Source organism: Maribacter zhoushanensis, from assembly GCF_029350975.1.
Classification (GTDB): domain Bacteria; phylum Bacteroidota; class Bacteroidia; order Flavobacteriales; family Flavobacteriaceae; genus Maribacter; species Maribacter zhoushanensis.
Genome location: NZ_JARKMR010000002.1, coordinates 113,356 through 138,477, shown reverse-complemented (window position 1 = coordinate 138,477; position 25,122 = coordinate 113,356). Strand labels below are relative to the sequence as shown.

26 protein-coding genes and 1 riboswitch are annotated in these 25,122 nt (G+C 34.8%); of the genes, 13 read left to right on the top strand and 13 right to left on the bottom strand.

Going from position 1 to position 25,122, the window contains the following annotated elements:
- Positions 1 to 22 precede the first annotated feature (22 nt).
- Positions 23 to 475: a methyltransferase family protein gene (locus PXD56_RS07080; protein ID WP_276492642.1), complete on the bottom strand. Its 453-nt coding sequence runs from the start codon at positions 473 to 475 to the stop codon at positions 23 to 25.
- A 59-nt stretch (positions 476 to 534) separates the two neighbouring features.
- Here PXD56_RS07080 and PXD56_RS07075 point away from each other — a divergent pair, with 59 nt between their 5' ends.
- From PXD56_RS07075 to PXD56_RS07055, 5 genes are all read left to right on the top strand, one after another.
- Complete coding sequence (locus PXD56_RS07075) at positions 535 to 1,122, top strand: non-canonical purine NTP diphosphatase (protein WP_276492641.1); 588 nt, start codon at positions 535 to 537, stop codon at positions 1,120 to 1,122.
- Positions 1,109 to 1,753: a DUF4337 domain-containing protein gene (locus tag PXD56_RS07070; protein ID WP_276492640.1), complete on the top strand. Its 645-nt coding sequence runs from the start codon at positions 1,109 to 1,111 to the stop codon at positions 1,751 to 1,753. Before PXD56_RS07075 ends, PXD56_RS07070 begins: the two co-directional genes overlap by 14 nt.
- Positions 1,754 to 1,914: 161 nt before the next feature.
- A complete protein-coding gene (locus tag PXD56_RS07065) occupies positions 1,915 to 3,738 on the top strand; it encodes a DEAD/DEAH box helicase (RefSeq protein ID WP_276492639.1) in 1,824 nt (607 codons plus the stop codon).
- Between the two features lie 74 nt (positions 3,739 to 3,812).
- A complete protein-coding gene (locus PXD56_RS07060) occupies positions 3,813 to 4,583 on the top strand; it encodes a carboxypeptidase-like regulatory domain-containing protein (protein WP_276492638.1) in 771 nt (256 codons plus the stop codon).
- Between the two features lie 51 nt (positions 4,584 to 4,634).
- Entirely contained in the window at positions 4,635 to 6,326 is a 1,692-nt protein-coding gene (locus PXD56_RS07055) for an alpha-amylase family glycosyl hydrolase (protein WP_276492637.1), read from the top strand.
- 13 nt (positions 6,327 to 6,339) lie between these two features.
- Here the strand turns inward: PXD56_RS07055 and PXD56_RS07050 are convergent, their stop codons facing one another.
- The 3 genes from PXD56_RS07050 to PXD56_RS07040 are packed head-to-tail and all read right to left on the bottom strand — an operon-like array spanning position 6,340 to position 7,932.
- The gene (locus PXD56_RS07050) at positions 6,340 to 6,705 is read right to left on the bottom strand and encodes a VOC family protein (RefSeq protein ID WP_276492636.1); all 366 of its coding nucleotides are present in this window, start codon (positions 6,703 to 6,705) and stop codon (positions 6,340 to 6,342) included.
- Between the two features lie 2 nt (positions 6,706 to 6,707).
- The gene (locus tag PXD56_RS07045; RefSeq protein WP_276492635.1) at positions 6,708 to 7,235 is read right to left on the bottom strand and encodes an SRPBCC family protein; all 528 of its coding nucleotides are present in this window, start codon (positions 7,233 to 7,235) and stop codon (positions 6,708 to 6,710) included.
- 40 nt (positions 7,236 to 7,275) lie between these two features.
- Entirely contained in the window at positions 7,276 to 7,932 is a 657-nt protein-coding gene (locus PXD56_RS07040) for a TrmH family RNA methyltransferase (protein ID WP_276492634.1), read from the bottom strand.
- A 49-nt stretch (positions 7,933 to 7,981) separates the two neighbouring features.
- Here PXD56_RS07040 and PXD56_RS07035 point away from each other — a divergent pair, with 49 nt between their 5' ends.
- The gene (locus PXD56_RS07035; RefSeq protein WP_276492633.1) at positions 7,982 to 8,668 is read left to right on the top strand and encodes an SIR2 family NAD-dependent protein deacylase; all 687 of its coding nucleotides are present in this window, start codon (positions 7,982 to 7,984) and stop codon (positions 8,666 to 8,668) included.
- Here the strand turns inward: PXD56_RS07035 and PXD56_RS07030 are convergent.
- The gene (locus PXD56_RS07030; protein ID WP_276492632.1) at positions 8,637 to 9,110 is read right to left on the bottom strand and encodes a heme-binding domain-containing protein; all 474 of its coding nucleotides are present in this window, start codon (positions 9,108 to 9,110) and stop codon (positions 8,637 to 8,639) included. The two genes, PXD56_RS07035 and PXD56_RS07030, sit on opposite strands and share 32 nt — an antisense overlap.
- Positions 9,111 to 9,145: 35 nt before the next feature.
- Between PXD56_RS07030 and PXD56_RS07025 the strand changes: the two genes are divergently transcribed.
- From PXD56_RS07025 to PXD56_RS07015, 3 genes are all read left to right on the top strand, one after another.
- Positions 9,146 to 9,709 (top strand): adenylosuccinate lyase, encoded by a 564-nt coding sequence (locus tag PXD56_RS07025; RefSeq protein WP_276492631.1) that lies wholly within the window; start codon positions 9,146 to 9,148, stop codon positions 9,707 to 9,709.
- Between the two features lie 129 nt (positions 9,710 to 9,838).
- Positions 9,839 to 11,182 (top strand): adenylosuccinate lyase, encoded by a 1,344-nt coding sequence (gene purB / locus PXD56_RS07020; protein ID WP_276492630.1) that lies wholly within the window; start codon positions 9,839 to 9,841, stop codon positions 11,180 to 11,182.
- 126 nt (positions 11,183 to 11,308) lie between these two features.
- Positions 11,309 to 12,190, top strand: coding sequence for a mechanosensitive ion channel family protein (locus PXD56_RS07015; protein WP_276492629.1), 882 nt, complete (start codon positions 11,309 to 11,311; stop codon positions 12,188 to 12,190).
- Between the two features lie 76 nt (positions 12,191 to 12,266).
- Here the strand turns inward: PXD56_RS07015 and PXD56_RS07010 are convergent, their stop codons facing one another.
- From PXD56_RS07010 to PXD56_RS06985, 6 genes are all read right to left on the bottom strand, one after another.
- The gene (locus PXD56_RS07010) at positions 12,267 to 13,076 is read right to left on the bottom strand and encodes a mechanosensitive ion channel family protein (protein ID WP_276492628.1); all 810 of its coding nucleotides are present in this window, start codon (positions 13,074 to 13,076) and stop codon (positions 12,267 to 12,269) included.
- 160 nt (positions 13,077 to 13,236) lie between these two features.
- Positions 13,237 to 13,776 carry a DUF4252 domain-containing protein gene (locus PXD56_RS07005; RefSeq protein WP_276492627.1) on the bottom strand — a complete coding sequence of 180 codons (540 nt, stop codon included), beginning with the start codon at positions 13,774 to 13,776 and terminating at the stop codon, positions 13,237 to 13,239.
- 60 nt (positions 13,777 to 13,836) lie between these two features.
- Positions 13,837 to 14,379, bottom strand: coding sequence for a DUF4252 domain-containing protein (locus PXD56_RS07000; protein WP_276492626.1), 543 nt, complete (start codon positions 14,377 to 14,379; stop codon positions 13,837 to 13,839).
- Positions 14,380 to 14,479: 100 nt separating this feature from the next.
- Positions 14,480 to 15,034, bottom strand: coding sequence for a DUF4252 domain-containing protein (locus PXD56_RS06995; protein WP_276492625.1), 555 nt, complete (start codon positions 15,032 to 15,034; stop codon positions 14,480 to 14,482).
- Between the two features lies 1 nt (position 15,035).
- Complete coding sequence (locus PXD56_RS06990; RefSeq protein WP_276492624.1) at positions 15,036 to 15,473, bottom strand: hypothetical protein; 438 nt, start codon at positions 15,471 to 15,473, stop codon at positions 15,036 to 15,038.
- On the bottom strand, positions 15,460 to 15,969 hold the full coding sequence (locus tag PXD56_RS06985; protein ID WP_276492623.1) for an RNA polymerase sigma factor: 510 nt from the start codon (positions 15,967 to 15,969) through the stop codon (positions 15,460 to 15,462). The genes PXD56_RS06990 and PXD56_RS06985 overlap by 14 nt, the downstream gene beginning before the upstream one ends.
- 212 nt (positions 15,970 to 16,181) lie before the next feature.
- Between PXD56_RS06985 and PXD56_RS06980 the strand changes: the two genes are divergently transcribed.
- Entirely contained in the window at positions 16,182 to 17,696 is a 1,515-nt protein-coding gene (locus PXD56_RS06980) for a S41 family peptidase (protein ID WP_276492622.1), read from the top strand.
- Between the two features lie 27 nt (positions 17,697 to 17,723).
- Positions 17,724 to 19,193 carry a S41 family peptidase gene (locus tag PXD56_RS06975; protein ID WP_276492621.1) on the top strand — a complete coding sequence of 490 codons (1,470 nt, stop codon included), beginning with the start codon at positions 17,724 to 17,726 and terminating at the stop codon, positions 19,191 to 19,193.
- A gap of 188 nt (positions 19,194 to 19,381) precedes the next feature.
- On the opposite strand, the gene PXD56_RS06970 is transcribed toward PXD56_RS06975, so the two are convergent.
- Positions 19,382 to 20,800, bottom strand: a complete 1,419-nt coding sequence (locus PXD56_RS06970; protein WP_276492620.1) for a DUF5074 domain-containing protein — start codon at positions 20,798 to 20,800, stop codon at positions 19,382 to 19,384.
- Positions 20,801 to 20,802: 2 nt separating this feature from the next.
- Positions 20,803 to 22,629, bottom strand: a complete 1,827-nt coding sequence (locus PXD56_RS06965; protein ID WP_276492619.1) for a TonB-dependent receptor plug domain-containing protein — start codon at positions 22,627 to 22,629, stop codon at positions 20,803 to 20,805.
- Positions 22,630 to 22,663: 34 nt separating this feature from the next.
- Positions 22,664 to 22,870: riboswitch (cobalamin riboswitch) on the bottom strand.
- A 70-nt stretch (positions 22,871 to 22,940) separates the two neighbouring features.
- Between PXD56_RS06965 and PXD56_RS06960 the strand changes: the two genes are divergently transcribed.
- Both PXD56_RS06960 and PXD56_RS06955 read left to right on the top strand, forming a co-directional pair.
- The gene (locus PXD56_RS06960; protein WP_276492618.1) at positions 22,941 to 24,089 is read left to right on the top strand and encodes an ABC transporter substrate-binding protein; all 1,149 of its coding nucleotides are present in this window, start codon (positions 22,941 to 22,943) and stop codon (positions 24,087 to 24,089) included.
- A complete protein-coding gene (locus PXD56_RS06955) occupies positions 24,090 to 25,118 on the top strand; it encodes a FecCD family ABC transporter permease (protein ID WP_276492617.1) in 1,029 nt (342 codons plus the stop codon).
- Positions 25,119 to 25,122: the final 4 nt, after the last annotated feature.

Here is a 25,122-nt window from a genome sequence, read left to right as displayed (position 1 = left end):
TGTGAAAAAAACAAAATCTGAATTAAAACCAGCGTCTGGTTAATATACAATAATCTTTGAAGGAACGCCCAAATTTATCTAAGAGAATTCGTTCTTCAGGTATAATCTGAAAACGATTCATATAGCTTACAAACCCAGCAGCGATCAACGTATTGAAAGCATTACCCAAGAATACACCTAAAGCCAACAACAAAAGAAGAAGCGCTAAGTACATTGGGTTTCTAGAATATTTAAAGATGCCGTTAACCACCAAGTTAGAAGCTTTATCTGGTTTTGTAGGATCTATGGTTGTACTTGCTTTTTTAAATTGAAATAAAGCAAAGAGTGCAATCACCACCCCCAGACCTATTAAAATCTTTGTTAATAATAGCTTTCCAAAGAAATCAAAATAACCAATTGGTAAAAATTTTGCCAATAGATACATCATCAATCCAAAACATAAAAACACTAAAGCAGGTGGTACTTTTAACTCCATTTTATAAAATTACTACTTTTGATGCTGTAAATTGACAAACCAGATTCCAAATTGTTTCCATGAAGCTAGTTTTTGCTACCCACAATCCTAACAAACTAAAAGAGGTTCAACCTTTGGTCCCATCCCAAATAGAACTCATAAATCTGGAAACCATAGGTTGTACTAAAGATATACCTGAAACAGCAACAACCCTTGAGGGTAACGCCAAACTAAAAGCAGATTTTGTAACCAACAACTATGACCTATCTTGTTTTGCAGATGATACGGGACTTTTAGTAAACTCCCTAAACGGAGAACCTGGTGTGTACTCTGCACGTTATGCAGGTCCCAACAATGATTCTAATGCAAACATGGACAAGCTGCTGACCAATCTTAATGGTAAAAAAGATAGATCAGCCCACTTCAAAACCGTAATTGCATTAAACCTAAAAGGTAAAACACATATATTTGAGGGAAAAATTGAGGGCATTATAACAGAAACGAAAAGAGGTGAAAACGGTTTTGGTTACGACCCTATTTTTCAACCAAATGGATATTCGAAAACATTTGCAGAATTACCTTTATCCATTAAAAACGAGATAAGCCACAGAGCACAGGCTTTTAAAAAATTGATTGCATATTTAAACAATATTCATGTTACAGGGTAAAAAAAATAATGAAACCGTAGAAGTATCAGTTGCATCTGAACGCGCAGAAGCTATTGGTGGTGTACTGATCGCATTATTTGCCGCTCTTATGGCAATATCGCAAATGGTAAACGGCGAGCTAGAAGAAGAAATGATGATTGCACACAACAATGTGGTGAGCTACTCTAGTTGGTACCAATCTAAAAGTATTAAAGAAAGCCTTAAAGAAAGTGAACTTGATTATCTAAAGGCTTTAATTGAAAGCGGTATAGTCACCGGTGACAAAATTGCGGCCATTGAACTTAAAATGGCCAATGTTGAAAAAAAGATTTCTAAATATGAATCTGAGAAAACAGAAATTCTACTAGGCTCTTCTGAAGTAGGTGAAGAAAACTGGGTACAAGATATAGAAGGAAAAATGGGTGTGATCACAGGAGTTAAACAATGGGAGAAATTGACACAAACCTATGATTATGCCACCAAAAGGTTTGACTACGCTTTACTATTTTTTCAAATCTGTATTGTTCTTGGAGCCGTATGTATTATTATTTACGACAGTCCAGTGCTACAAAAAGGGCTTATAGTGTTAATGATCATCTTTGGTATTACAGGCACTTTTCTTTCTATATATGGTTATACGTTGGCACCGTAAGATTACTTTTTCAATTAAATTATACTGATTCAATTATTAGCAGTACCTTTGCCGCTTAATTAACGCCGCTGGTATAGCATGTGTTGCCCTGAGTCTAAATAGGTTATATACGATAATCGCTCTATGCAACATTCATATTTGCGATTTAGTATAACATATTTATGACAAAGTTTGAAGCACTGGGACTACAGAAGTCCTTATTAGATGCTATTACTGATATGGGTTTTGAAACCCCATCAGAAGTACAAGAAAAAGCAATCCCAATTTTATTGGAAAGTGAAACCGATCTAGTTGCCCTAGCGCAAACAGGTACGGGAAAAACCGCAGCATTTGGTTTTCCATTAATTCAAAAAATTGATAGTAACAGTAGAACCACACAAGGTTTAATACTATCTCCTACTCGTGAGCTATGCTTACAGATCACGAAAGAAATGCAAGCGTATTCAAAATACGAACGTAATATCAATGTAGTTGCCATTTATGGTGGTGCAAGTATTACAGAACAAGCAAGACAAATTAAAAGAGGTGCTCAAATTATTGTAGCTACCCCAGGTAGAATGAAAGATATGATCAGCAGACGTCTTGTTGATATTTCTAAAATTGACTATTGTGTTCTTGATGAGGCAGATGAAATGCTGAACATGGGCTTTATGGAAGATATTAAAGAAATTCTTTCTGGTACGCCTAATGATAAATCTACATGGTTGTTCTCTGCAACTATGCCTAGAGAAGTTGCAACTATTGCCAAGAAATTCATGCACTCGCCACAAGAAATTACAGTGGGAGCAAAAAATTCTGGTGCTTCTACCGTACAACATGAATACTATGTTGTTGGTGGTAGAGATCGTTACCCTGCTCTAAAAAGATTGGCAGATACCAATCCTGATATCTTCTCGGTAATTTTCTGTAGAACAAAACGCGATACTCAAAAAGTTGCTGAAAAATTAATTGAAGACGGTTATAATGCAGGTGCATTACACGGAGATTTAAGTCAAAACCAAAGAGATTTGGTAATGAACTCTTTCCGTAAAAAGCAAATTCAAATGCTTGTAGCTACTGATGTTGCTGCACGTGGTATTGATGTTGATGATATTACACACGTTATCAATTACCAATTACCAGATGAGATCGAAACTTACACGCACCGTAGTGGTAGAACCGGTAGAGCCGGTAAATCTGGTATTTCTATGGTTATCGTTACTCGTAGCGAACAACGTAAGATTAGAGCTATTGAGAATAAAATCAATCAGAAATTTCTAGTGAAAAAGATTCCTACGGGAATGGAAATCTGTGAGATTCAATTATATCACCTAGCCAATAAAATAAAGGATACTAAGATTAACGAAGATGTTGATGCTTATCTACCTGCTATCAATGATGTTTTAGAAGGTATTGATCGTGAAGAATTGATCAAAAAAATAGTTTCTGTTGAGTTTACAAGATTCTTCAACTACTACAACAAATCTAAAGATTTAAATTCTTCTGATAACGGTAGAGATCGTGGCGAAGGAAGAGATAGAGCTGAAATACCAACAAGTGGCGCCGTACGTTACTTCGTTAATGTTGGTGAAAGAGATGGTTATGATTGGATGTCCTTAAAAGACTTCATTAGAGATACTGTTGGCTTGGGTCAAGAAGATGTTTTTAAAGTTGATGTAAAAGAGAGTTTTTCTTTCTTTAATACAGAGGCTGAAGTAACCCAAAAAATTCTAGATAAATTTACCGACTTTAAAGTTGACGGTAGATTTGTAAACGTTGAAGTTTCTAAAAACCCTGGCGGCGGCGGTAACCGAAGAAGAAGCGGCGGCGGTGGCGGCGGCTTTAGAGGTAAAAGAAGCGGTGGCAGAAGAGATGATGACCGTGGCGGAAGAGGCAGAAGAGATGGCGGTGGCGAGTCTAAAGGTAGAAGACGCGACCGTAGTGAATCTAGCAGTCCTAACTCCGGAAAAAGACGTAGCAACAAAAGAAAGGGAGATTTCTTTTAGTTAATTGTATATTAAAAATACGCTTCGGCGTATTTTTTTTGTTTTGTTTGTAACCTAATTACGCTGTTAGTACAATGAAATACTTTTTATCGCTCACATTTATATTGTTATCTTTTATAGGTTTCTCTCAAGAAACAGAGGAAGGTCAACGCTTGAACGCCGTTGTTATAAACGCACAATCTAATGAACCGCTAGAAAGTGTTCACGTAGTAAATCTTAATCAAGTTTTTGGAACTATTACCAATGAAAAAGGAGAGTTTTCAATTACCGCAGCAGTAAACGACACCTTATATTTTTCTTTTCTAGGATTTAAATCGCAAAAAATTAGGGTAACCAATGACATGTTCAAGTTTGAAAAAACCGAAATAGCATTGACTGAACTTGCTTATGCTCTTGAAGAAGTTATTGTTAGACCTTATCAGCTTACAGGGTATCTTGAAATCGACGTTAAGAACCTGCCTATTAACAATGCTTACCAATATAGTATCTCTGGCTTAGGCGTAAGCTATGAAGGCGGCAATAAAAACCCAAGTGCCGTAACAAAGGTTTTGGGAGCCATTTTAAACCCCGCAGACTTACTGCGAAACCTCTTTGGCAAAAAACCTGCACAAATGCGCAAGCTTAGACAAATGAGAGAAGATGATGATATTCGCAATCTTCTTGCTTCAAAATTTGACAGGGAAACGCTTACAGAGTTCCTTCAATTAGAAAAAGTAGATATTCAAGACATTTTAAATAACTGCAATTATTCTAAATCATTTATAACTACAGCCAATGATCTTCAGATACTTGACGCCATAAGTAGTTGTTATGAGGAGTACAAAGTTCTCAATAGAAAAAAATAATATTTTTTAAAGTGAAATCCTTGTTATAGCTTTATTGCAAATAACTGGGAAATGAAAAACGTATTTTTACTAGGGCTATTTTTTATAGCGTTGATTTCTTGCCAACCTAAGGGCAAGGAAAAATCAGAAACTATTGCCGTAGCTAAAGACTCAATTGAAGTTTCTAAAAAGAACCCCAATTTTCAATGGGAGGCCGCTACTGTATATTTTCTTCTTACCGACCGTTTTAACAACGGAAATACAACTAATGACCTAAATTTTGAGCGTGATGAAGAAACCGGAAAACTAAGAGGATTTTTAGGCGGAGATATTCAAGGAATTACGAACAAAATTAATGAAGGTTATTTTACGGACCTTGGTGTAAATGCTATTTGGTTTACGCCCGTGGTAGAGCAAATTCATGGCGCTACAGATGAAGGTACGGGTAACACCTACGGCTATCATGGTTATTGGGCTAAGGACTGGACAGCACTTGACCCAAATTTTGGTACTAACAAAGACCTTGACACACTAATAAAAACAGCCCATAAAAACGGAATTAGGATTTTATTGGACGTTGTCTTAAATCATACCGGACCCATAACAAAAGAAGATCCCGTATGGCCAGATGAATGGGTACGCACCTCTCCTACTTGTGAATTCACTACTTATGAAAATACTACAGCCTGCACATTGGTAGCAAACTTACCAGATATACGAACCGAATCTGATGCTGCCGTAAATTTACCTGATGCCTTACTTGCCAAATGGAAATCTGAAGGTAGATTAAGCGAAGAGCTAGATGAACTTGAATTATTTTTTGATCGGACTGGTTACCCTAGAGCACCTCGTTTTTATATTATTAAATGGCTTACAGACTACGTAAACAAATATGGTGTGGATGGTTTTAGAGTAGATACGGTAAAGCACGCCAATGAAAATTCCTGGGCAGAATTATACAAAGAAGCTGCTTTGGCATTTGAACTTTGGAAAAAGAAAAATAAAGACAAAGTTTTGGACAATAACCCTTTTTATATGGTTGGCGAAGTTTATAATTATGGCATTTCTGGTGGACAAGAATTTGACCTTGGAGACAAGAAAGTCAACTACTTTGATAACGGATTTAAAAGTCTTATAAATTTTGAATTAAAGACAGATGCCGAAAAGGATTATGAAACTATTTTCACCAAATACAGTAAACTATTACATACTACGTTTAAAGATAAGAGCGTATTAAACTACCTTACCTCTCATGATGATGGTCAACCTTTTGACCAAGAGAGAGCAAACCCCAAAAGAGCGGCTAACGTTTTACTGCTGACCCCTGGAGCCTCTCAAATTTATTATGGTGATGAAACTGCTCGTAGTTTAGTCATTGAAGGTACTGAAGGAGACGCCACATTACGATCTTTTATGAATTGGGAAGAATTAGATAGTTTGCCAAAAACAAAAGCAACACTGGCACATTGGCAAAAACTAGGAACTTTTAGAAATGACCACCCAGCCATTGGCGCAGGTATTCATAAAAGAGTCTCAAAAGCTCCTTACGTTTTTAGCAGGTATTTTGCTAAAGATGAATATGTAGACAAGGTCGTAATAGGTTTGGATCTTCCAAAAGGAAAAAAGACACTTTCTGTAAAAGGCATTTTTGGCGATGGCACTAAATTGTATGACCGCTACTCAAACACAGGAGTTACGGTCAAAAATTCTAAAGTTATTTTAGAAAATGATTTTGATGTCGCCTTATTAGAGTTGCAGGACTAAAGACTTGAAAAAATCAGGTATTTGAATGCACAGCTATTCTATTGCCTTCCGTATCTTTTAAAAGCCCCATAAATCCATGTCCTTCACCTATTTCTGTTTTAGGCTGTAATACTTGTCCGCCTGCTTTTTCAACCTTGTCCAAAATCGTGGCTGCATCTTCACATGCAAAATAAACAAGTACACCGGCTGTTGAACTAGGTACGTAATGCTCGTGCTGTACTAGAGCCCCACTTGCCTGCCCTATGCTTTGTTTGTCAGGAAACAAACCCATTATAAATTCTCCGAAATTATTTACCGTAATTGAGACATCTAAAATAGATTCATAAAATTTTTGTGCCCGCTCCATATTTGCTACAGGAATTTCAAACCATGCTATCATAACTATTTATTTAAATTAGTTTTTAGATTCTCCAATCCCGCTTCAAAATCCTTGCCCACCATTTTATCCATTGACATGAACAACATCATAATACTCATTGGAAACTTGTTGTTTCCTGCAAATCCCCAAGTTACCTTACTCCTATTCCCTTCTAATGATTCCAGATTCATATAGCAATCGGACTGAGACTTATAAGGCTTTAAAAATCGTAAATCTTGTTCAATTCGTTCACCTTCTACAATTCTTGTAATTTCTTGTTCTCCTTCACCTACTTCCTTATTACCATTCCAGTGGCTGGTAGCCCCTACTTCACCATCAATTCCGGTAAAAATAAGCTCCATATCAGGATCTTTTCTTGCCCATGGTGACCATTGTTGCTGTTTCTTTAAAAACTTTAAATGAGGCCATATCTGTTCTGGCGGATGCTCTAATTCTATACTTCTAGATACTTGATAACTTTTAGGTGCTATTAACGCTAGTATAATGACCAATGCCACTATCACTCCAAGAATTATTAATACGGTATACATGTTCAGTTAATTAGTTGTTGATTAACAAGTTAAATAAAAATTAATTATCAGACTTATATCTTTCCAAAATATCATCAATACTCTTGATCGATTTTTTAGTCCAATCTAACCTTCTTTCCAACATTTCTTCTTCTGTTAACATCCACGCTACATCCGAAGCTTTTAATTGCGAAGTTAAATGTTGCAGAATAATAGCCGCGGAAACAGATATATTAAGACTCTCGGTAAAACCTACCATTGGTATTTTTAAATAGGCATCTGCATTTTCTAGTACATAATCACTTAACCCACTTTTCTCTGTACCAAAGAACAAAGCTGTTTTACCATCTAACTTAAAATCTCGTAATAAAGAACTATCCGCATGCGGGCTAGTAGCTACGATTTTATATTCCTGCTCCCGTAACGTATCAATTACTTGTTTTGAACTTCTATAGCGTTTAATATCTACCCATTTCTGAGCTCCCATGGCAATTTCCTCATCTAAATGTTGACCATTTCTATCTTCTATCAAATGAGCGGTCTGCACACCAAAGGATTCACAACTTCTTACCACCGCACTGGTATTGTGCATTTGAAATACATCTTCAACCGCAACGGTCAGGTAATTTGTTCTTTCCGCCAATATATCAACAAACCGTTGTTTTCTGTTTTCAGAAATAAATTCTTCTAAATATTCTAAAAGCTTCACATCAATCATACGCCCAAGATAAGAAAAGTATATTTTTATACAGATTTAGAATTTTAACATGAAAAACATCGTCGTATTAACAGGAGCGGGAATTTCTGCCGAAAGCGGATTAAAAACATTTAGAGATGCCAACGGACTATGGGAAGGGCATGATGTTATGGAAGTTGCTACGCCAGAAGGATTTCAAAAAAATCCGGAATTAGTATTAGAATTTTACAATCAAAGAAGAAGGCAATTACTTACCGTTGAACCCAATGCGGCACATAAGGCTTTAGTTGATTTAGAAGCAAATTTCAACGTTCATATCATCACCCAAAATGTAGACGATTTACATGAACGTGCAGGTAGTTCTCAAGTACTTCATTTACATGGTGAATTATTAAAAGCTAGAAGTATAAATTCTACCAAAGAAATCTTTGAGCAGAAGAATGATATTTTATTGGGTGACACCTGTAAAAACGGATATCAATTGAGACCACACATTGTATGGTTTGGTGAAGCTGTGCCTCTTTTAGAAGATGCAATCTCAATAACCGAAAAAGCAGATTATTTGATTATAATAGGCACTTCAATGCAAGTATACCCAGCAGCGAGTTTAATTGATTTTGTAGATGGCACAACGCCCATCTATTTCATAGACCCAAAACCTGCCATATCAAATACTCATAAAAACAACTTGACCATTATTGAGAAAACTGCAGTAGAAGGCACTCCTAATTTGGTTGCTTCCCTAGTTGATAAATAATTCTAGTCTGCCTTACCCACTCCACTAACTCAACTACCTCATTTGCGGTAAGCTCTGTATCTTTATGAAACAGGGTATATTGTGATAATGGCATATTACCATCAACGACTTCCTCTTCTATTTCTTCTAACAGATGATCCTTTTTATCTAAAGAATAATTTTCCCACTCAGAAAAATTTAAATGCTCTTTACCCTCTTTAACATGATCGGCAAGCAAATATGATATAGGAGCTATATTATTGTACCATGGGTAATCTGTATTGTTGCTATGACAATCATAACATGAGGTCTCAAACAGGTTCTTAAGTTCTGGCGAAGGATTTGTTTGCGCTATAAAAGCTTCCGTATGGTTGCCTGCAGCAATATTTTTGGTAGGACTGAAAAATTGCATGGCTATAAATACAACAACTACACCTAGGCTAATTTTTTTTAGTAATTTCATATTTGGGGGGAAATGAAAAATAAAGATACAATTTTATGACAAAGGAAGAGCTTAAAGAAGCATTGAATTATGTTAGTGCTTCTAGAGAAAACCGTAGTAAAATGGCATCTAAAATTGAAGGAAACCCAAAGCTAATTCCTATTCTTATTGAAATAATAAAAGATGATACCGAACCCATTTCGTGCAAAGCAGCTTGGGTATTAGAATACATAGCTAGAAAAGATTTGCAGCTCATTTATCACCATATTGATTCTTTCCTTAATTCTTTAAACCATATTTCTTTAGAATCTTCAATCCGTCCCGCTTCAAAAATTTGTCAATTATTGGCTTTAAATGAGTTTCCCAAAAAGAATAGAACATCTCCACAGACTTTATCTGTTAGTCAATTGAACATTATTACAGAATCTGCATTTGATTGGCTTATAGGAGAACACAAAGTTGCACCAAAAGCATATTCTATGACAACATTACTTTTAATAGGAAAAAAGATCAAGTGGATTCACCCAGAACTTGGTCAAATACTTAAACAAAGCTATGAAAGTGGCAGTGCCGCATACAAGGCACGTGCAAGAATGACATTGAAGGTATTGGAGAAATGAACAAAGAAATCAATTACCAGCTCTCATTGTTCATTAAATGCCTTTTTTTGAACATAACTTAAAGGTAATAAGGTTTTAAACTTTAATGTGATTAGGTATATTTGCCCCTTAATAATTTAACCATTGTCTATGTCTCTTAACGCACTAAATGCCATATCACCAATTGACGGTCGTTATAGCTCTAAAACCAAATCATTATCCGCTTATTTTTCTGAAGAAGCTTTAATAAAATATAGAGTTAGAGTAGAAATAGAATACTTTATTGCACTTTGTGAGATTCCTTTACCACAACTTTCTAATTTCGATACTTCAAAGTTTGATACGCTTAGAAAAATATATACTGATTTTTCTACCGCAGATGCTCAAGAAATCAAGGAAATAGAAAAAACTACCAACCATGATGTTAAGGCTGTTGAATACTTTATAAAAAAGGCGTTTGATGCATTAGGCATATCTGAATTTAAAGAGTTTATTCATTTTGGGTTAACTTCTCAAGATATTAACAATACTGCTATTCCGCTTTCTATAAAAGAAGCAATGAATGACGTCTATGTACCTCAGTATTTTGAATTGGTAGAGAAACTAGATGTATTGACTTTAGAATGGTCAGATATACCCATGTTGGCAAGAACACACGGGCAACCGGCTTCACCTACTCGTTTAGGTAAAGAGGTTATGGTATTTGTAGCGCGTTTAAAGGAGCAATTCAATTTATTGAACAATATACCTAGTGCTGCTAAATTTGGTGGAGCTACTGGTAATTTCAATGCTCATTTAGTAGCTTACCCATCTATAGACTGGAAATCTTTTGGACAAAATTTCGTTCAAGAAAAATTAGGACTTCAACATTCGTTCCCAACTACGCAAATAGAACACTATGACCACTTAGCTGCTTTATTTGACGGTCTAAAACGTATTAATACAATCATTTTAGATTTAGATCGCGATTTCTGGACATATGTTTCTATGGATTATTTCAAGCAAAAAATTAAAGCCGGAGAAGTTGGTTCTTCTGCAATGCCACACAAGGTTAACCCAATAGATTTTGAAAACTCTGAAGGTAACCTGGGCATAGCAAATGCTATTTTTGAGCACTTAGCAGCTAAACTACCAGTTTCTAGATTGCAAAGAGATTTAACCGATAGTACTGTGCTTAGAAATGTTGGTGTTCCTTTTGCTCATACCATTATCGCTTTTCAATCTACTTTAAAAGGATTGAACAAATTACTTTTAAATAAAGAGAAATTTGAGCAGGATTTAGAGAACAACTGGGCTGTAGTAGCAGAAGCTATTCAAACCATATTGAGACGTGAAAGTTACCCTAACCCTTATGAAGCCCTAAAAGGTCTGACACGTACAAATGAAAAAATCAATAAAAACTCAATCGCAAATTTCATAGATACACTAGAAGTTTCTGACGAAATAAAGAACGAGTTAAAACAAATATCTCCTAGTAATTATACTGGTATTTAAGCCAGTTTTAATGCATTAAAAATTTTCTTTAATTCAAATACTTCATATCGCCCGTTTAGGGCGATATGCATTTTAGATTGTGCCTTGCATCATATATATTACAAGTGAACACAAATCTAAAATTACATGCAAACAAATTTCTCAGTTGAAGAATCAGTAAGTAGTCTATGGGATAAATTAGATGGTTGGTTAGAAGCTATCGTCTTAAAATTACCAAATCTCGCAATGGCGATTTTGGTAATGGTTCTATTTTATTTTCTGGCTAGGGGAATACGCAAACTTCTTAAAAGAACTATTTTAAGAAAAATATCACAAGTCTCTATTCAGGAAATAATAGCAAAAGTAATATTTGTAACCATTATTTTAATCGGGTTCTTTATTGCCCTTGGTGTCTTAGATTTAGATAAAGTACTAACAAGTATACTTGCAGGTGCAGGTGTTGTAGGTCTTGCCGTTGGTTTAGCACTACAAGGTACGCTTAGTAATACATTTGGCGGACTTATACTATCATTTATGCCACAGCTTAAAATCAATGATTTTATTAATGCTGATGGCGTATTAGGCTTTGTTACCGAAATAAGTCTAAGAAATATTATTCTTAAACAGCCTGACAACAACGTAGTGGTTATACCAAATTCTAAATTTATAGACGGGTCTTTCACCAATTACTCAATGAATAAAAGAAATAGAATTTTTGTGAATTGCGGTGTTGGCTATGAAAGCGATTTACAAATGGTAGAAGATTTAACCGTAAAAATTATTACAGATAATTTTAAACAAAACGATGATGAAGATGTTGAATTCTTTTTTACAGAGTTCGGAGATAGTTCAATAAACTTTATGGTACGTTTTTGGGTTGACTGTATTAATGTAAAACAAGAACATGCCGCAAGACATAAAGCAATAAAAATCATTAAGAAACACTTTGATGAACGCGATATCAATATTCCTTTCCCAATTAGAACATTGGACTTCGGAAAAAATAACCTGCAGATTGCAAGAGACTAAAAATCTATTAACGAATAAAATCAAAAAAGCCCGTTGAGCAAGTTCAACGGGCTTTTTACTAACTAACTAGACTAATTTATTTACTAATATTAACTTCGTGTGGGTAAGGAATTTCAATACCTGCACTATCCAATGCTTTCTTAGTTCCTTCAATGGTAGCAAAGTACACATCCCAGTAATCCTCTGGCTTACAGAAAGGACGTACAGCTAAGTTTACAGAACTATCTGCCAATTCAGATACGTTAACCGATGGAGCAGGATCCTGCAACACTTTAGGATTTGCTTTTAACATTGCCAATAACACATCTTTTGTTTTTTGAAGATCAGAACCATAATCTACACCTACAATAGTATCAACTCTAATTTTACCTTCTGCAGTATAGTTTACTATGTTGCCGTTCGCCATTGCACCATTAGGAACAATCGCTAACTTATTTTCTGGTGTCACCAATTTAGTTGTAAAAATCTCAATCTCTTTTACACTACCAAGAACCCCTTGAGCTTCAATTAAATCTCCTATTTTATAAGGTTTGAATATGATAAGTAAAACACCACCTGCGAAATTAGATAAAGACCCTTGCAATGCAAGACCAATTGCCAAACCTGCTGCTGCAATAACTGCTGCAAAACTTGTAGTTTCAACACCTAATGTTGATATAACCGTTATAATCAGGAAGATTGTAAGTGCCCATTTTGCTAAGTTCAGCAAAAACTTTTTTAGCGACTCGTCATAATTTTGCTTGGTCATGCTTTTATTAACAACTCCTATCAATTTCTTGATGATCCATGAACCAATAATGTAAATTAAGATTGCACCTATAACTTTAGGTCCAAATTCTACAACAAAGTCAATCCCTTTGTCAATCCATACTTCTGCGTTTTCCATTTTTAAATTTTGTTTAGGTTGTTTGTATATATTCTCACTTATTATGACACCTATTTTCTTGATTGGTCACATAAAAAAAGAGGTATACTACAATTTCAATAAACAAAAAGCCCGTTACAATTACGTAACGGGCTGTATTTAAATTAGATAGACCTTTAACTCAACCTTTTATTAAATCTCCAAGTTGTTCCAATCCTTTTCCTTTATAATCAGATTTTTCTATGGTTTTAATTAATTTCATTAAATGAACCGGATTCATATTATCTCCTAACACCCTAACTAAAACCAAGCCTTTTTCATCATTGTCCCCATAAATAACAAGTTCATCAATGCTATCATCATCACCTTTTAATTGTATAGTCGCTTTTCCAAAAGGGGTATTCATTTTCATTAACTCACTAAAATCATCGCCTTTTAGTATTGATTTAATCGCATTTTTTTGAACTAAATAATCTGCCTCGTTCTCAGGTTTTTTCTGAAATGCTAGAATATTTAGCTTTTTTAATGACGACGCAGCTTCTTTCTCAGACTCTGTCAAATTCGCGGTTTCTAAATCTAAAAGACTGGAGGGCAAATCAAAAGACATAAAATTAGGGTTCTCTGCATTTGCAATATAATATTGCTGTAGACTCTGTTCTGATGAGCATGATGTAATGGTAAAACCAATTACCATCATTATTACCCAATATACATTTTTCATACTATGTTTTTAAAATTAGAAAAAGGTCTCCTAATTAAAGGAGACCTTTATATATCATTATTACTTTCCTGATGCCTTGTTCAAATCTTTAGGCAAATCCATTTTACTAGTCAATGTTCCAATTTTATTTAAATCGATATCACCGGTAAGACTTACTAAAACTGTTTCCAGCTTTCTTCCGTTATGCCCTACTTCTACATTTTCCAAACCACTAACAAACATTAGTAATTCTGATACATGATCCTTCTTTTTACCATCTTTTACATAAAATTTTACATTGACATCTTCATCTTTTACACGCATTAATTCCTCTAATTTAGAAGACTTAAGGTATTTCTTAACTGTTGAAGACATATCTGCAGAAACTGATGAATCTTCGGTCATAAAGACCTTTACGTTTCGTAATCCGCTGGCTACTTCTATGAATTCTTGCGCCTCAGCATCGTCACTCATTCCGCCAAATTTAGAAACAAGGTCGATCATACTTTTGTTTACGATTACAGACCCCACGTTATCCATATCTTCATATTTATCGAATACAGATTGTGAAAAACCCAATGCGGGTAAAATTGCCATTAAAATTACTACTGCTACTTTTCTCATGATTGTTGATTTTAGTGCCGCTACCTAATTAAGGTTTTGGCGATTGATGAATTAATAATTATTTTTTTAAGTGTCGAAATTAAAATCGACACTTATATATTTAGTTTTCCTTTTGTGCCGCTTTACCTAATTGATCACCACCTGGTAAATCCATTTTATCGGTTAACTTAGATACAGACCTTAAATTGATATCTCCGGTCAGGGACAACAAGACGGTTTCTAATTTTTTTCCATTAACATCTATGTCCATATCCTTTAATCCGGTTACGAACATTAAAAGTTCTTTTACATGGTCACTATCCTTACCTTCTTTGACGTAAAACTTTACATTAGAACTGCCGTCACGAACCCTCATTAGTTCTTCGAACGACGAGCTTTTTAGTCTGTTCGTTACCCAACCATCTACATCTTTAGATATTGCGGCATCTTCAGTAGTTATCACTTTAAAACTGGTAATAGAGTTCACGAGCTCAAAAAATTCTTTTGCTTCTGGATCATCTGAACTTACGCTCATTTTACCCAACATTTGAAACATTTTTGGCTGCATGGCAACAAACGTCACCTTATCATTATCCTCATATTTCTCAAATATATCTTGAGCATTAGTGATTACAGGGGCTAACACCAAAAGTGCCAATACTAATATCTTTTTCATTTTAATTATTTTTCGTTAAAAATTTATTCGTTGTTTTTTCAAATTCCTCTAAATGGTTTAATTGCTCTGTACCTTTATTGAAATTCATTGCTAATAAGGCTAATGCCTCTTTTGCAGATGCTATCTCCTCTGGTGTATACTCATCTGCTAAAGTAACCGGAGCCGGTGTAGGTTGATAAAAATATAAACCCACCATAAAGACTGCTATTGCAGCAACGGACACCCATTTCAAATAATTTTTTCTAGGTTTTATTGGTACCTGCTTTGTAAAGCGTTCTTCTTTTGCTTGTGTAAAGTAATTAAACAAGGGCGCATGCTGTTCTAAATGAGGAGCAATGTCATCCCCTGAAAAATACGTTCTAAGCGTTTCTTCTTCTGCAACCGTTGTAGTTGCTTCAAAATATTTTTCTATTAATTTATCTATGTTATGCAATTCCATAATTATGCTTTTCCATTAATTTTTCCCTAACGGTTTTTCTAGCTCTTGATAAAGCTACCCGTATGGCCGTTGGTTTCATACCCAACAATTTTTCTATTTCATCATATTCATACTGTTCTACATCTCGCAATTGTAATACCATTTTTTGTTGCTCTGGTAATTCTGCCATTATTTTCTCTACCCAGTTGATGCTATCTTTAGCTTCTAACTGACCTTGTAAAGATGTGTTTGTATCCGTATAATTCGTATGTACCAATTTTAAATTCCCGGCTTGCTTGGACTTCAACCTATCCAGACAAAAATTCTTGGTCATCGTCATGGCAAATGCTTCTACATTGTTATAGCTCTCCATTTTATTTTTCTTGGACCACAACTTAATTAAAATCTCTTGTGTTGCATCTTCGGCTTCTTCCGTTGAAACCAATAATCTTTTGGCCATACGGAATAATTTATCCTTAAATGGTAGTACAGTATTTAAAAACTCCGCTTGTTTCATTTTGGTTTGGCTGTTCGTAAACTTTCTTAACGGTTTACAAAAAGAAGACGATAGTGAACGATTTTTGTTACAATTAATTTTTATTTAATTGACTTGTAAGTAAATTTAACATCCTTATACTAATTATATACGTACTTACTTAAACGTTTGTTTTCGGTACAAAGATGAATGTTCTAATATTTGTATATTCATTATTAAAATTAAAAAAAGCTATGAAAAAATTTTTCTTGTCCCTTCTTTGTTTAGGATTTGTTGTTACCTCTTGTAATAACGATGATGATACTATTATTGAAGAAGAAGTTGAAACCCCCGAAGAGGAAGTCGCAGAAGTTGACATTGAGGTCCAAAACTTTTTTTGGCAGACTTTAAATCTATATTATTTCTGGCAAGGTGATGTGCCAGATTTGGCAGATGACCGTTTTGATACACAAACAGCTTATGAAGAATATCTAGCAGAAAATGAAGATCCCGAGGCTTTTTTAGAGAATAAACTATTATTTTCTGAAGACCGATTTACCTTTTATAGCGATGATTATACCGAATTAGTAAATAACTCTGCAGGTGTATCTAAAAGTAACGGATTACAATTTGGTTTGGGACGTATAAGTGGTACCGATGATTTATTTGGCTTTGTGGAATATATTGTTAAAGATTCTGATGCATCTAATCAAGATATAAAAAGAGGCGATTTGTTCATTGGTGTTGACGGACAAACAATAACAGTTGATAATTATATTGAATTACTTTTTGGTGAAAATGACACCTATGCATTGAATATGGCTGATATTGTTAATGGAGGTATTAGCCCAAGTGATAAAAAAGTTACTTTGACAAAAACTGAAGGCTTGGTTGAAAACCCTATTCATGTAAGTAATGTAATAACTTCTGGTGATAAAAAAATTGGTTATTTAATGTATAATCAATTTGTATCTGGCTCTGAAGACGCCATGAACGCTATTTTCGCCGACTTTTTATCGCAAGGTGTAAATGAAATGGTATTAGATTTAAGATATAACCCTGGTGGCAGAGGTTCAACAGCTGCTGTTTTGGCAAGTTTAATAAAAGGGACAAACACTTCAGACCTACTATACAAAACAGTTTACAATGCAAAGTTACAGGCACAGTTCGAAGCTAGTTCCACAGAGAATTATTTTGTTAGTACCACAGGGACTTTCGATGGAAACTCTGATGCTCCCCTAAACACCTTAAACCTTAGTACAGTTTATATTATAGCTACAGAAAGCTCTGCTTCTGCAAGCGAATTGGTTATGGTTGGTTTAGAGCCTTACATGAATGTAATTCACATTGGCGGCACTACTGTTGGTAAAAATCAAGGTTCAGTATTATTTGTTGATGATCCAGAAGGTGGAAATGTTTACGACCCTGAGCGAGTGGATAATATTAACTCTAATGTTCAATGGGGATTACAACCTATTATTAGTCAAGTTGAAAATAGTGCTGGTTTCTCTGATTATGTAGATGGTCTTATACCAGATATTGAACTTTCAGAAGATATAACCAATTTAGGCGTGCTGGGTAACGCTAACGAACCATTACTTGCTAGGGCAATTCAAGAGATAAATGCAGTTAGCGGAAAAAGTAACTTTGATGTGGTAATACCAGCAAATGTAGTTTCAAGCTCTAAACTCTTTAACCCAAGAAACACTACGTTACTGTTAAACAATTGTGTTCCCGTTACCAAAATTCCTGTAGCTGATAAAGAATAAATTGAAAACATTTCAGTTTCCCTAACTATGAAGAAGATATTTATATTATTTGTTGCTGCAATAGCATTCTCGTGCTCTAAAGATGATGATTTAACTTTGCCTAATACGGTAGACCCAGATGGTTCCGCAGATGTTGAAGTCCAAGACTTTATGTGGAAAGCCATGAACTTTTGGTATTTCTGGCAAGCAAGTGTCGATGATTTGGCAGATGACCGTTTTGAAAATACTGATGAAGGTAAAGCTGAATATACCGCTTTTTTGGATTCTGAAGATGACCCTGCTGCTTTCTTTGAAAACAAACTACAGTATACTCAAGATAGATTCAGTTTCTACAACGAAGATTACCGTGAACTAACCAATTCATTAGCTGGTATTTCAAAAAGTAATGGATTAGAATTTGGGCTTGTTCAGTTTCAAGATAGTGAAGATATTTTTGGTTTTGTTCGTTATATTATACCAAACTCAAATGCTGCAACGGTTGATATTCAACGTGGAGACCTTTTTACCGGCGTTGACGGACAAACACTGACTACATCCAATTATATTAATTTACTTTTTGGAGAAAATGATACCTACACCTTAAATATGGCAGATTTTAATAATGGTAGCTTTACACCTAATGATGTAGAAATTACGCTTACCAAAGAAGAAGGTTTAGCTGAAAATCCTGTTTTACTTTCTAAGTCATTTACAATTGGTGGTGAGAACATTGGGTATATCCTATACAATCAATTTACTAATGAGTATGATGACGACCTTTATGCTGCTGTTAAAGATTTAAAATCTGCAGGCATTACTAATTTGGTAATGGACCTACGCTATAACCCAGGTGGATCAGTAAATACTACACGTCTATTGGCCAGCATGATTTACGGTACCAACACGTCTGACTTGTTTTTGAGAAAAAGATATAATGATAAACTTCAAGAGCAGTTTAACGATAGCCAGTTAGAGGTCTATTTTGCAGATAAGGTAAACGGAGAAACTATAAACTCATTAGGCTTAACAAAACTATACGTAATTACTTCCGCTAGTTCAGCTTCTGCAAGTGAATTGTTGATCAATAGTTTAGAACCTTACATGGATGTGATTCAAATAGGAGATGTTACAAGAGGTAAAAATGAATTCTCCACTACCCTAGTTGATGATCGTGATAATTCTTATTTGTATACACCATCAAGAGTTAACAATATTAATCCTGATAATCAATGGGCAATTCAACCCCTAATAGGTAGAAATGAAAATGCCGATGGTTTCTTTGACTTTACAAGCGGTCTACAGCCAGATTATGAGCTAAAAGAAGATTATAGCAACCTTGGTATTTTAGGAGAAGAAAACGAGCCTTTATTAGCAAAAGCAATTGAAGTAATTACAGGTGCTACAGGTAAACGTGATTTTACAGTTCATTACCCTATCAATATTTTGAGTAGCTCTAAAGAAAATAGCCTTATGAGCGATAAAATGGTAGATGATACCGTGTATGACTTAGAGTTTTAAATTGAAACTAAATTCATTATTTAGAAAGAAGGCTACAATATTGTACTTATCAAAATAAGTTTTCTTAAAGCCATAAAACGATTCAAACAAAAAGCTGGACAATTTAACATTGTCCAGCTTTTTTAATTATTATATTTTACAATAATCTGTTATTTAGACTATTGAAAATTGTATGTTTTAATCAGATTTTATCTTGCTGCCGTTTCATTTAAATATATACCTCCTGGAATAATAGAAACTGTTTTAGAAGCCAATAAGGTATTATCGGATAAATCATAAACTTCCAAAGAACCATTACTGACAAAATCTTTGGCATCTACCCCATAAAGCTTACCATCAATTACAGCCATATCATAAAAACTAAGACCTTCAATTTCTGCTGTTGTAGGCAATACATTTGCTGTAGTATCCATAGCATAAACAGAACCACCAAAGTAATAATAAAGAGTAGCTCCATCAATTTCTAAATTACCTGGATGTTCTGTAACCGCATAATTTATGGTTGTTGTAACTGTATTATCCGTAGTATTAATATTATCTATTTGTCCGGCAGTCTCATTTCCGGTCCAAGATGGATTTCCACTTGATAATACCCAAAGATTTCCACTAGCATCTAATTGCATTGAATTAGGGCGATCTCCAACTGTTATGGTCGTAGTAACCGTATTCGTAGTAGCATCAATTACAGTAACCCCGTTATTTTGATTGAACCCACCTTGGAGCGCGACATAAATGGTATTATCCTTCGCTATAATTTTCTCTGGCCCTTCCGCTACTGAAATAGTAGATTCAACCGTATTTGTTTCTAGGTCGATCACGGCAACATAATCATCATCAGGATTAGAACCGTCTCCCCAATTTGTAACATATCCTTTGCCGTTAGCTATGGCCATATAACGAGGGTTTAAAAAATCTGTCTCGCTTGGTCCTCCAATTGTTGCAACAGATTCAAAAGTATAACGATTTACAACTTCTATCTTCTGGGAACCATTCATTATTATGTAAGCCCTATTTTCATAAAAAGACATACTCTGTGCATTGTCCCCTAATACATCTGCATCATTTACAGTTTTAAAAATATTATTTTCCACTGTCGTTAAATCATCTGAAACAAAAGAAATAGAAGCATTTCCTTGCATAAAATTACCTTCATGAGAAACCAATATCCCATTTTCAAATGGGTAAGAATCATTATCCGTAATTGTTACTATTAAAGAACTATTAGCTCCTATAATATCCTCTTCATTACTAGTAGATGTGATAGTAAAAATTACCTCTTCAGAAGATTCTACCTCTGTATCGTCAATTAAAATTAAACTCTCTTGTACTGATGTTTCCCCTGCCGGTAAAACTACAGAGCCTGATAATGATTGATAGTCCTCCCCTTCTGTGGCTGTTCCTGTTACTTCATAACTAATGGTTACATCCATAGCATTTACGCTTGTAGTACTTATGGTTATTCCTACTGTTCCATCTCCCTCATCATAGCTATCTTCTGTTGTAGCTATCGCTATTGTTCCTGGTGTTGGCATATCATCATCATCACTACAAGATGTAAGTATAAATGAGGCGAAAGCCGCTGTTAACATAAAGTGTTTCAATTTCATTTTTAAAAATTTAGTATTAATTGTGTTTGTATATTTCTGTTGGGCATAGGACGTAATGCTACGTTTTCGTAATATGTATTAAACACATTGTTAATAGTAACTCCTATGGTATATTTTAAATCTTTTTTCAATATATCTGCTGTATAAGTCGCACCAAAATTAGCTACTTGATATTCTTTCAATTCACCTCCAACAATAGATACAGAACCATTAAACAAATGCTGGTAAAACAAATTTAAGTCCGCTATTCTATATTCTAATGAACCGTTTGCCGTATGGAATGGCACATAAATTAACTGTTCATTAGTACTCTTATCTTCTGAGACGGTATAGGCATAATTTGTCTTAATGCCTAGTTCTTGGTTTTTACCTAAAGAATAATTTGCTTCTATTTTGGCCTCCGCTCCGTAAATTTCCACATCGTCTATATTTATAGGAGACCAAAACCCTTCATTATTAGGTAACCATTTAATCATATCTTTTGTTGAAATATAATACCCGTTATATTGCATAGAAACAGCGCCAATTTTTAAAACATTCCCAAAATCTAACTGGTATGATTTTTCAGGAACAAGCTCTAAATTTCCACCAGGTTGCCAGTACAAATCATTAAAGGTGGGCGTCCTAAAATTTTTAGATGCATTTATCTTAATATCATAACTGTCCGTAAGACTATAACTACCATCGAACGAAAAAACCAACGGACTCGAGAAATCTGAAGAAAAGTCTTGCCTAACACTCACATTGTAGGCTATTTTAGATGAAATAATATGTTTTAATAGGGCTGTTGCAGAAAAATCATCCCTTTTTGGATTTCCAAAACTATCTCCCGCGCCTTTGTAGTTATTATACTCCAGAAAAGAGTTAAGTCTAAAAAATTTGGAAAGCTTATAATCCAGAGAATATCTCGCTAAAAAATTAGACACCTTCCCAAAAGAAAAAATAGCTGCATCTTTATTCTCAAAATATTTATATTCCTCTTGCAAGTAGGCTAATTTTACTTTAGATATCGCTTTGGTTCCAAAACGCCCCCACTCTACTTGTGTTCTGTAATGGTTATCTATATACTTACTTCTACCTAAAACCACCAAGTTTCCCGACAAATTTCTATCACCGATAAAAGTCTGATGGTATAATTTCAACATTTGATTTTCGGAAAGAACATAACCTATATTCCAATTTAAATTTAGATTATTAAACTCGCCATTCTTATTCTCTTCGTTGGTATTTAAATACTTATAGTTATTATCTGATGCATTATAATTAACCCCTAAACTGTAGGAAATTAATCGGCGCCCATACGTTTGATTAAAATTTATTTTTTTTGTGTCATAACTTCCATAACCAATAGAAACCTGATTATCAAAGTGTTCTTTAAATAGTAAATCATTATTTAAATGAATACTACCTCCTATAGCCCCTGAACCATACTGCACACTTCCACCACCACTACGAATACTTACTGAGTTATAGTTAAAAGGGTTTATTGTATTAAAATCTACTTGTCCGTTTAACTGTGAGTTTATATTAATACCATTCCATACAACTGCGGTATGCGAGGCATTGGTTCCGCGAAAGGCAGGAGAAGAAACCATTCCAAATCCATTTTCCTTAAAATAAATGTTAGAATTAAAAGCCAGTAACGTAGTAAGAAGTCCGTTGGTACGTTGTATAACACTATCTTGTAATACCGTTACCTTATACCCCTCATTATACTGCTTAATTTTACTATCAGATACAACAACTTCATCCAACTTTAAAATGGAATCTCGTTGTGCATACCCTATTGTAGCACAAAATACCAGTACTATTGAAATTAACTTTTTCATCACTACAACGACTTTTTACCCGAAAGTCCATCGAATCTATATTAAAAACATGGCAGGTCTCCTGACTTACGTACTACTATTCACCTTCCCATTAAACTAATAACAGTGGTATTGAAGAAATAGTAGCCATCTTTATAACAAAGACTAAGCTTACAGTTGCGGGAACAGCTCTAGATTTTCACTAGATTCCCTTTTAATTTCATTACAAAAAATAATGAAAACCAAAATTCATGGCGAAAGTAAACATTTAGTTTTATCTTTCTAAGTAAACTTTTATAATACTACTTTTGAAAAATAGACCATTTAAGAACATGTTCAAACGCTTACTTTTTATAAGTTTCCTTTTTTTGTTATGCGAATGCAAGCAGGATAAAAAAGATGTATTCCCCAACCAAACAGCCACTAGTAGTACATCTGTACAATATGCCAATGGTTTTGAAATAAAAACTCAGAGCAACGAAATTACGATTGTTAAAGTCTTAAAACCTTGGGCAAATGCTGAAACTACATATACCTATGCCTTGGTTCCTAAAGAAATTCAAGCAAGTGTAACATTGAACAGTAACGAATATGATGCCATTATTTCAACACCTGTTGAAGATTTTGTAGTTACCTCAACCACTCATATTCCCGCTTTAGAAGAATTGGGTGTTTTAAATCAACTTATTGGTTTTCCAGACACCAAATATATTTCCTCAATACCAGCAAGAAAATTAATTGATGCCGGGCAAATTAAAGAATTAGGTGTCAATGAAAGTATAAATACCGAAGCTGTTCTTGCTCTGAAACCAGATCTTATTTTCGGCTTTTCCATTAATGATGGTAACAGCACGTATGAAACCATACAACGCGCTAATATCCCCGTAGTTTATAATGGCGATTGGGTAGAAGAAACTCCTTTAGGAAAAGCGGAATGGATAAAATTCTTTGCTCCCTTTTTTAATAAAACAAAAGAAGCCGAGGCTATTTTCAGTAAAATTGAAACATCATATCTAGAAGCCAAAAAACTAGCTTCTGAAGCTAAAAATAAACCAACCGTTCTTAGTGGCGCCATGTTCAATGACGTTTGGTACTTACCTGGTGGAAAAAGCTGGGCAGCGAATTTTCTAAAAGATGCCAATGCCAACTATCTCTGGAATCTTACAGAAGAAAACGGGAGTCTTTCCTTAAGTTGGGAAAGTGTTCTTGATGTAGGTCAACACGCCGAGTACTGGATCGGTCCTGCTCAATTGGCAACTTACCAAGAAATGGAAGCATCTAGCCAGCACTATAGACAGTTTGATGCTTTTAAGAACAGAAAAATATTTACCACAGCAAATACAAAAGGTGAAACTGGTGGAACCTTGTATTATGAACTAGGTCCACAAAGACCAGATCTTGTACTGAAAGATTTAATCCATATTTTACACCCTGGCTTATTACCAGACTATGTACCTTACTTTTTTAAACCATTACTATAATTGTCAAAGCAACCTACATATAGCTTTCATTTTATAGCCTTGCTGGTAATACTGCTTCTTTGCTTTATTATTAATATTTGTTTGGGCTCTGTAAGCATTTCAGTCCTTGAAACCTTAAAAGCTTTGTTTGGAACAGCTACTGAAAATTCTACTTATTACATTGTTTGGGAATATAGACTACCAAAAGCGATAACAGCTATATTGGTGGGTGGCGGATTGTCCTTGAGTGGATTACTTATGCAGACATTATTCAGAAACCCCTTGGCAGGTCCTTACGTACTTGGTATTAGTTCTGGTGCAAGTTTAGGTGCTGCGCTCTTAATCATGGGAACATCGCTATTTTCCGGAGTGTTCACTTTTTCCACATTTAATGATATTACACTAGCTATAGCATCTAGCCTTGGTTCTTTTTTGGTTTTATCGTTAGTTCTCGTTGTTGCAGCAAGAGTAAAAGACACCATGGCTCTTTTGATTATTGGGCTCATGTTCGGGAGTATTACTGCTGCCATTGTCAGCGTACTTTCTTATTTCTCTAAAGCTGAAAAATTACAGCAGTATATATTTTGGTCTTTTGGTAGTCTAGGTAATTTATCTTGGATGCAATTACTAATAGTCGCGCTATGCACAATAATTGGTATTTTTCTCAGCATCATATCCATTAAACCATTAAACGCTTTTTTACTTGGTGAAAATTACGCCAAAAGTTTAGGTATTGGTCTACAAAAATCGCGGTACTTTATTATAGTCGCCACTGGGCTACTTGCTGGATCCATTACCGCATTTGCCGGTCCTATAGCCTTTGTTGGCTTAGCTGTACCACACATTACCAAGCAACTATTTCATACCACAGATCATAAAATTCAAATTCCCGCAGTACTTTGCTGTGGTGCCATTTTAATGCTGCTCTGTGACACTATTGCGCAATTGCCAGGCTCAGTTAGTGTCTTACCAATAAATGCCATTACTAGTATTTTTGGAGCTCCGGTCGTAATTTGGCTATTGGTTCGTAAAAGAAAAATGATATTTTAATTTT

What these genes read in the sequence shown, in the direction of transcription:
- PXD56_RS07080 (WP_276492642.1), bottom strand. Translation starts at nt 475, where the DNA reads ATGGAGTTAAAAGTACCACCTGCTTTAGTGTTTTTATGTTTTGGATTG.
- PXD56_RS07075 (WP_276492641.1), top strand. Translation starts at nt 535, where the DNA reads ATGAAGCTAGTTTTTGCTACCCACAATCCTAACAAACTAAAAGAGGTT.
- PXD56_RS07070 (WP_276492640.1), top strand. Translation starts at nt 1,109, where the DNA reads ATGTTACAGGGTAAAAAAAATAATGAAACCGTAGAAGTATCAGTTGCA.
- PXD56_RS07065 (WP_276492639.1), top strand. Translation starts at nt 1,915, where the DNA reads ATGACAAAGTTTGAAGCACTGGGACTACAGAAGTCCTTATTAGATGCT.
- PXD56_RS07060 (WP_276492638.1), top strand. Translation starts at nt 3,813, where the DNA reads ATGAAATACTTTTTATCGCTCACATTTATATTGTTATCTTTTATAGGT.
- PXD56_RS07055 (WP_276492637.1), top strand. Translation starts at nt 4,635, where the DNA reads ATGAAAAACGTATTTTTACTAGGGCTATTTTTTATAGCGTTGATTTCT.
- PXD56_RS07050 (WP_276492636.1), bottom strand. Translation starts at nt 6,705, where the DNA reads ATGATAGCATGGTTTGAAATTCCTGTAGCAAATATGGAGCGGGCACAA.
- PXD56_RS07045 (WP_276492635.1), bottom strand. Translation starts at nt 7,235, where the DNA reads ATGTATACCGTATTAATAATTCTTGGAGTGATAGTGGCATTGGTCATT.
- PXD56_RS07040 (WP_276492634.1), bottom strand. Translation starts at nt 7,932, where the DNA reads ATGATTGATGTGAAGCTTTTAGAATATTTAGAAGAATTTATTTCTGAA.
- PXD56_RS07035 (WP_276492633.1), top strand. Translation starts at nt 7,982, where the DNA reads ATGAAAAACATCGTCGTATTAACAGGAGCGGGAATTTCTGCCGAAAGC.
- PXD56_RS07030 (WP_276492632.1), bottom strand. Translation starts at nt 9,110, where the DNA reads ATGAAATTACTAAAAAAAATTAGCCTAGGTGTAGTTGTTGTATTTATA.
- PXD56_RS07025 (WP_276492631.1), top strand. Translation starts at nt 9,146, where the DNA reads ATGACAAAGGAAGAGCTTAAAGAAGCATTGAATTATGTTAGTGCTTCT.
- purB (WP_276492630.1), top strand. Translation starts at nt 9,839, where the DNA reads ATGTCTCTTAACGCACTAAATGCCATATCACCAATTGACGGTCGTTAT.
- PXD56_RS07015 (WP_276492629.1), top strand. Translation starts at nt 11,309, where the DNA reads ATGCAAACAAATTTCTCAGTTGAAGAATCAGTAAGTAGTCTATGGGAT.
- PXD56_RS07010 (WP_276492628.1), bottom strand. Translation starts at nt 13,076, where the DNA reads ATGGAAAACGCAGAAGTATGGATTGACAAAGGGATTGACTTTGTTGTA.
- PXD56_RS07005 (WP_276492627.1), bottom strand. Translation starts at nt 13,776, where the DNA reads ATGAAAAATGTATATTGGGTAATAATGATGGTAATTGGTTTTACCATT.
- PXD56_RS07000 (WP_276492626.1), bottom strand. Translation starts at nt 14,379, where the DNA reads ATGAGAAAAGTAGCAGTAGTAATTTTAATGGCAATTTTACCCGCATTG.
- PXD56_RS06995 (WP_276492625.1), bottom strand. Translation starts at nt 15,034, where the DNA reads ATGAAAAAGATATTAGTATTGGCACTTTTGGTGTTAGCCCCTGTAATC.
- PXD56_RS06990 (WP_276492624.1), bottom strand. Translation starts at nt 15,473, where the DNA reads ATGGAATTGCATAACATAGATAAATTAATAGAAAAATATTTTGAAGCA.
- PXD56_RS06985 (WP_276492623.1), bottom strand. Translation starts at nt 15,969, where the DNA reads ATGAAACAAGCGGAGTTTTTAAATACTGTACTACCATTTAAGGATAAA.
- PXD56_RS06980 (WP_276492622.1), top strand. Translation starts at nt 16,182, where the DNA reads ATGAAAAAATTTTTCTTGTCCCTTCTTTGTTTAGGATTTGTTGTTACC.
- PXD56_RS06975 (WP_276492621.1), top strand. Translation starts at nt 17,724, where the DNA reads ATGAAGAAGATATTTATATTATTTGTTGCTGCAATAGCATTCTCGTGC.
- PXD56_RS06970 (WP_276492620.1), bottom strand. Translation starts at nt 20,800, where the DNA reads ATGAAATTGAAACACTTTATGTTAACAGCGGCTTTCGCCTCATTTATA.
- PXD56_RS06965 (WP_276492619.1), bottom strand. Translation starts at nt 22,629, where the DNA reads ATGAAAAAGTTAATTTCAATAGTACTGGTATTTTGTGCTACAATAGGG.
- PXD56_RS06960 (WP_276492618.1), top strand. Translation starts at nt 22,941, where the DNA reads ATGTTCAAACGCTTACTTTTTATAAGTTTCCTTTTTTTGTTATGCGAA.